Origin of the sequence: Thalassotalea sp. 1_MG-2023, assembly GCF_030546745.1 — a bacterium.
Taxonomy (GTDB): Bacteria; Pseudomonadota; Gammaproteobacteria; order Enterobacterales; family Alteromonadaceae; genus Thalassotalea_C.
In genome coordinates this window covers 43,978-50,490 of the sequence record NZ_JAUOPD010000023.1, presented here as the reverse complement: position 1 = coordinate 50,490, position 6,513 = coordinate 43,978, and the positions used below count along the sequence as shown (strand labels likewise).

Here is a 6,513-nt window from a genome sequence, read left to right as displayed (position 1 = left end):
TTGTCATATTAATACCTAATCAGTTGCGGTGATTCTATCACCTCTAATTAGATGGCCAAATTTATTGTGCCACTACAGTTGGTCATTTATCAATTACAAAAATGAGTGACGGTTATATTCAAATGGACTTTCCAAGTAGACCTCCTGCATTAGTGACTGACGTGCCGCTTGCATTGCTAAAGGGACTTTCAATTAAGCCTATTGAAGTGTTGCAAAATAACCAAGCATACTTTGTGGTTTACGAAAACGAAATGGATGTAATTTCAGTGGTCACTAATAATGATTTATTAAAACAACTAGCGCCATACGATGTTGTTGTCACCGCTAAATCAGAAACATATGACTTTATTTCACGCTATTTCTGGCCTGCAAATGGTGGGGATGAAGACCCTGTTACTGGCTCTATTCATACGGGGTTAGCTCCATATTGGGCAGAGAAGTTGAACAAATCATCATTAGTCGCTTATCAAGCCTCAAAGCGTGGTGGCGAAATTATATGTAATGTTGGTAAAAATAGCGTTCAATTATTAGGTAAAGCTGTGCAGTATTTAAAAGGTACCATTACGGTATAAATTTACCTATGAATAGTAATAGTTGGTTTAAAAGCTGTTCATGAAGCAAGTGCAGTTGAGTTGTCAAAACCATTAAAGTGTTAGAGGTGAACCTTAACTAAATCAAACAAGATATTTCTTGTTAATCACAGCTATTATTAGCGAATAAAATAAATTAACCACGATAAAACAATCGATAAACCGAATCGCACCATTAATTAATTACTATTCACGATTCTGTTCAATATTTCCAATGCAGACATTAGCAACATAATTTGTAAGACATGTCTTACAAGGTCGTGAGATATTGAGTTATTTATCGTAGTTAAGTGGAAATAAATTTTCATTACTTATTGTTATAAAAAGACTTTTTATATTAATATTTATTTTACATCTACTTTACAAAAATTTTTATGTGAATAGATTAATGAAAAATAACTGTGTCAGCGTATTATTAATCATGTCAGGAAGACATTGACTAGGAAGGTCAAGAGCATAGCGCTCTCAAGGAGATACCCTAGGATGGGGTTATTGAAGGCCAAATGGATTTGTATTAAGGATGAACGCTGAAACACGGATAGTTAAGGACTTTGTTGTGGCTTAGGAAAGCTACTTAGAAGGAACTTGAAGGACGTTAATGGAATTAACCAGGAAAGGCTAAGGATAGCTGTTTAAGGATGAAGCGGGATACTTGAATGCAGGATGCATACAGCTAGTTAGAGAAGTGCGGCTCATGATGAGCCGCATTTTTTCTTTTTACTGCGGTAATTTCTTATAGCACATGCATGCTACCATTGAATGTGCTTAATCGTATTATCCCTAACACACTTATACCACATTTTTAATGTCATCAAAGATTAAAACACCGACAGAAAATCGTCAGGGGTTTATTCATATTCAACAGCGTAGGTTTCTTCATAGCTATGTGAATAGAGTTCAAATAAATTACCGAATGGATCTTCTAAATACACCATTTTAGCAGGTTTACTATCATCTTCAGGGTGGTAACGCATAATATCCATACGTACTTTACCACCAAAGGCTTTGGTGCGTTCTATTACACTTTCAAAGTCATCTGTTTGTAAACAAAAATGGAAAATACCAATACGAGAAAAGTCAACAGGGTGACGTTCTTGACGATCTTTCATTTCAAATAATTCTACACCAATACCATCTGTAGTAACTAAGTGAGCAATATTGAACCCTTTAAAGCCAGGGCCAAAAACCGCTATACACATTCTACCAATTGCTGTTTCACGTTCTTCAATGACTTGCGTGTTATCCATAATTACTTTGAGGCCGAGTACCTTGGTATAAAACTCGACCGCTTTGTTCATATCACCAACCATGATGCCTATATGATTCATTTTCATTATCTTCTCCCGATCTATTTCTTCACTTATGATTTTGATGGGGTAAGTATATTGAGTTAATTTAATTAACAAAAATTATCATATATAATCAAAATAATAATATTTTGTTATTATGGTGGCATTTTGTTAAACCCTAACTGGCTTAAAACGTTCGTTACGTTAATCGATACTGGGCATTTCACTAAAGCAGCACAAAAGTTGTATATGACACAACCAGGTGTTAGCCAGCATATTAGAAAGCTTGAAGAAGCGTGTGAACATCAACTTATTCGTAGAGATAAGAAAAGTTTTGATATAACAGAACAAGGCCGATTAATTTATGATTATGCAAAGCAACTGTACAAGAATGAACAGCAGATACTTGAACAGTTAACGTTTGATGATCCATTTTCAGGAAAGTGTACATTAGCATGCTCTGGTGCACTTGCGTTGATTTTATACCCGAAGTTGTTAACTATTCAGTGTCGTTATACTGCACTTATCATGCAACTTAAAGCGGCACCAAATGAACAAATTTTAACGGAAGTAGAAAGCGGGGAAGTTGATCTTGGCCTAGTTACCGACGTGCAAGACAGAAGGATGCTTGATGTTCAAAAGGTTGGTCAAGAGCAGCTTTGTTTAGTGGTTCCGGCTGACATTAATACTGACGATGAAGTTGATACAGAAGATACCTTAATGCGCCTAGGCTTAATTAGCCACCCTGATGCAACACATTATTTAACGCGTTATTTTGCACAAAACGATCAACTTATTAGTGTTGATTTTAATGTAGAGAAAATACCTGTGACCGGTTATGTAAACCAAATTAGCCAGATTTTGGCTCCTGTCGCGAGTGGTTTAGGTTTTACCGTGTTACCTAAAAGTGCTGTTGATAGCTTTAATGCTCGAGAACAATTAAAAGTATTGGAAACTAAAAAACACGTTGTAGAAACACTATATATTGTGAAAAAGCGTGGTAGATCGCTACCTAAACGTTTTGATTTAATAAAAACGATGCTAGGGGGGTATTTTGAAAAAAGTGTTTTTGAGACACGTAACGAACCATAAAAGTTGTGGTATTTGTAAAGATAAAACCAAAGTCAACAAAACAACCTTGTGAAAAACGGGGGGAGGAAATGATCCATCATGCGGTTGTGTTACTGTATTTGAGTTATTAGCATACAAAACAATAGCTTTATATTAAGTGTAGTAACTCATATGGGGGCTTAGGTGATACATAATCTGATAGACTGAGTGGTAGTTTGTAAAAGCTGACGTTCAGATTCGGTTATTGAACCATAACCATTAGTCTCAAGTTGCACGTTTATCATTAAAATAACAGAGATTGGTTGGTTATTGGCCCCCAAAACCGATATTCATAATATTATTTGACTATATTTCGATACTCGACATCATTAAACTTAAAAAGGAATTAAGCCGATGAAATACGTTTATACATTGTTATTATTGCTCACCATTTCATATCCAATATTTGCGTCAAACCTAGAATTTGTTGGAAAGCCAGCGAAAGTAAACGTTGATATTATTAGACAGCACCCTGAAAAAGGGCGTTCTACATTAATTCAAAAATTGTACTTTTCGGGAGGAACAAAGCTAGATTATTGCTCTATTGGCTTTTTCCATAAAAGTTTCATTTTTAATACGTTAGATTCAGAAACATTAACAAAAACGGCTAAAGGGTTAATGCAAAATATCAGAGGGCTCAGAGCTGTCGATATCAAGCTATCCGGTATAAAACAAGATAATACGTTTAATGAAGGTGGTTGTTCGTATCGTGATCTAGTCATAGTGGGCCAAACAGATTTTGTGTTGTATAAACAAATAATGAGTGAACCAATTGAAGTTCAAGTTATAGGCAGTAGCGAACTATCGACAGATAGCCACATAGGTATTGTGTTGAGTGCTTCAGGTAGAGTTGGTCCAAGGGTTGATAAAGAAGCGATGAGCAGAGACTATACTCACCATTTAACTTTTAAGTATGATGAAAACACCGATATCCAGCTTATTGATCATTGTGGAAATGCCATGTTTTTAAAAACTTTTTCGTTTATCCCTAAATTTGGCAAAGATGAAAAAAGACAATTGCGAGACATGAAAAATGATATAAGGGCTTTAAGGGGCTTAAAAGTAAAAATTAGTGGAATTAGTAAAGTGTTTGATAAAAATTCAGGGAAGTTTATTTGTAAATATCAAGAAGTTCAAAAATTGTCAGGAACTGACGCTTGATTTTCTCGCTAAGGGTGCCAGCAATACGCGCATAAGACCTCTACCCAAAAAGCCGGCTTAATAAAATGTATAACCGACTCATTTGGCAATGCATCGGGTAATAAAAATCGAACAGTATTACTCCCTAAATGCCTGCATTGCGCTGAGAGTTCAACCGATGAATACAACACATTGATCAAACCTTATAGGCGTATCAAGTTGAGACTAATTCACATCAAGGTAACAGTTTTGCGTATTCGTTACTTTTACCTATTATTGCTTGCGTACCTTTTAATGAAAAGTCGTATCCACACAAGGTAAAGCTGCCTCGATACACAATATTGTTTAAAATATCTGGGCTATCTAACGGTGAAAAATATGCAATATAGGTGTCTTGATTTTCTACTGTTACTTGTAACGGTCTGAATGTTTTTTGATTGTTAAAAGTTAAATGACTGCAAGATTTATCGCCTTGTCCGGTTTTTAGTTCCCAAACGGTGTTTTGCTCTACAATATCGGCCTGCCAACTTATAAATATTCCTTCGTATGCACTTAAACTTAATGTAAATTCATCGGGCAGAGCAATTGGGTTGAAGCGTTCTAGAGCCTCGCTATTAAGTTCAGGTTCAGTAGAGACTAATGGCTCAGGTTCTTCTGGTTTATTGTCAATGGATAACAAACTCGTTATTACAATGCCTAAAACGACTATTGCAGCTAATGCACTCAGCGTATATTTGCTGTTTTTACCGAGTAACTTAGCCCTGATCAGTTCACCTAAATCACTTGTACTATTTGTTGGTTTAGCTTGATACGCTTGATGTTGATAGTGGTTAGTTGCGAGTTCCGCCTCTGCAATTAATGGCTGATTAACGCCACCAATGTTGGGCTCAACACGACTCTGATTGGCTTGTACTTGTTTATCTTTATAAATAGATAAATCCACAGGTCCAGCATAACCAAGAATATACTTTCTGCGGATGTTTTTTGCTTTACCTGGATATGTAAGCAACAAAGACGCTAATGCCAAAGGTAACAATATTAACCAATATAATGCGGCAATATCGATAAAGATCATTAAACATGCTGAAAGCAAAAAGCTAACGGCAGGAATGTACAACCATGGGCCATGAAGCTGTGCATCAGCTAAGCGGCGTTTACTTGAATAGAAAATAATAATACTACCTAGAACTGCGCTAAACAGTTTTATAGTAATAAAAGCATGAAACATTGCTGAAAAAAGTAAAAAACATACATGGCTTGCAAGAATAATAACGCTAAAGCGTATTCTATTATCAACACCATGTTTACAAAAAAGAGATAAAAATAACGGCACAAACTCTCCAAATGAAACGCTTATGAGGATTGAAATAAAGCTACCGCAAGGGTAATCATTTTTTATGTAAATGTCAGCGAAATTTTTACTATTCATACAGAAGTTTATTTTTTCGTTTAATCTTTGTTCGATATTGAAAAATTTCCGTGATGCTACTTTTGGAAGGTAAGCCTGTGAGATATTTCTTACGATAATGTCAGATTTAGAGATAGAAACTGTAAGTTAATAACTTGTATGTTTATTAAGTTGTTGAATTTAAATGATTAAATGTTTTTTTACTTTAATGTGTCTATAATTTTCAGGCATTTTTTTATTTTCGTTGGTTTTCCATTTGTATCGTTTTGCTAGAATTAATCATGTCAGGAAGACAAAGCGAAAAGGAATTTTGCATTAGGGACGATGAAGTAATAATTGATAATGGATAATCAAATAACTGTTATGGCTCAGTTTAAAAAGGAAAGCAAACGGAAAATTTACAGGGGATGTTTACTCAAATAATAGTAGCAGGACGCTAATAAGGATAACGTTTCAACAGGATGTTGATACAGGGAACAACTATTATTTGTACGAAGGAGCGTTTGTAAAATGAGTATGGACACTCGTCAAGAAGACACTGAGCAATAGTTCAGGTACAGGACGTACCAGAGCATAGAGTAAAAGCGACATTATGTCGCTTTTTCTTTTTGCTTTTCTGGCAAATCAGGGTATTAACCATCAACTTTTTTGCTGTGTATAATCAGGTACCGTATTAAATACGATGGGCGGGCGTTATGATGTTTTCTAGCTTTAAATTCGCCATTGATAACACTCCTGTATACGTTGACTCTCCATCACCGCTAAACTCAAAATCAAATACGCATTGCCAATAAGGTCCATATCTTTTTGAAAATGAAAGTTTAGTCGTGCGTCTAGCAACAGATATAAATTGTAAGCCTTCTTGCTGGCAATAGCGGTCAACATGTTTTTTGGCGGTTTCAGACACTTTGCGTTGAAAAATAAAGAACCAAAAAATGAGAAAAATTAAAATGATAATGTAAAAGTCGCCCATGAT

The 6,513-nt window shown here is 35.4% G+C and carries 5 protein-coding genes and 1 pseudogene; 3 read left to right on the top strand and 3 right to left on the bottom strand.

Features of this window, described 5'->3' with window-relative positions:
* Positions 1 to 68: 68 nt before the first annotated feature.
* Positions 69 to 572 (top strand): annotated as a pseudogene (locus Q4489_RS15055) (PhzF family phenazine biosynthesis protein); the annotation flags it as partial.
* An 866-nt stretch (positions 573 to 1,438) separates the two neighbouring features.
* Here the strand turns inward: Q4489_RS15055 and Q4489_RS15050 are convergent.
* The gene (locus tag Q4489_RS15050) at positions 1,439 to 1,924 is read right to left on the bottom strand and encodes a VOC family protein (RefSeq protein WP_303481775.1); all 486 of its coding nucleotides are present in this window, start codon (positions 1,922 to 1,924) and stop codon (positions 1,439 to 1,441) included.
* A gap of 123 nt (positions 1,925 to 2,047) precedes the next feature.
* Here Q4489_RS15050 and Q4489_RS15045 point away from each other — a divergent pair, with 123 nt between their 5' ends.
* Together Q4489_RS15045 and Q4489_RS15040 are read left to right on the top strand one after the other, a co-directional pair.
* Positions 2,048 to 2,971, top strand: coding sequence for a LysR family transcriptional regulator (locus Q4489_RS15045; RefSeq protein ID WP_303481772.1), 924 nt, complete (start codon positions 2,048 to 2,050; stop codon positions 2,969 to 2,971).
* Positions 2,972 to 3,343: 372 nt separating this feature from the next.
* Positions 3,344 to 4,150, top strand: coding sequence for a hypothetical protein (locus tag Q4489_RS15040; protein WP_303481769.1), 807 nt, complete (start codon positions 3,344 to 3,346; stop codon positions 4,148 to 4,150).
* Between the two features lie 214 nt (positions 4,151 to 4,364).
* Here the strand turns inward: Q4489_RS15040 and Q4489_RS15035 are convergent, their stop codons facing one another.
* Positions 4,365 to 5,462 carry a hypothetical protein gene (locus Q4489_RS15035; protein WP_303481766.1) on the bottom strand — a complete coding sequence of 366 codons (1,098 nt, stop codon included), beginning with the start codon at positions 5,460 to 5,462 and terminating at the stop codon, positions 4,365 to 4,367.
* 748 nt (positions 5,463 to 6,210) lie between these two features.
* Entirely contained in the window at positions 6,211 to 6,510 is a 300-nt protein-coding gene (locus tag Q4489_RS15030; protein ID WP_303481763.1) for a DUF3301 domain-containing protein, read from the bottom strand.
* Positions 6,511 to 6,513: the final 3 nt, after the last annotated feature.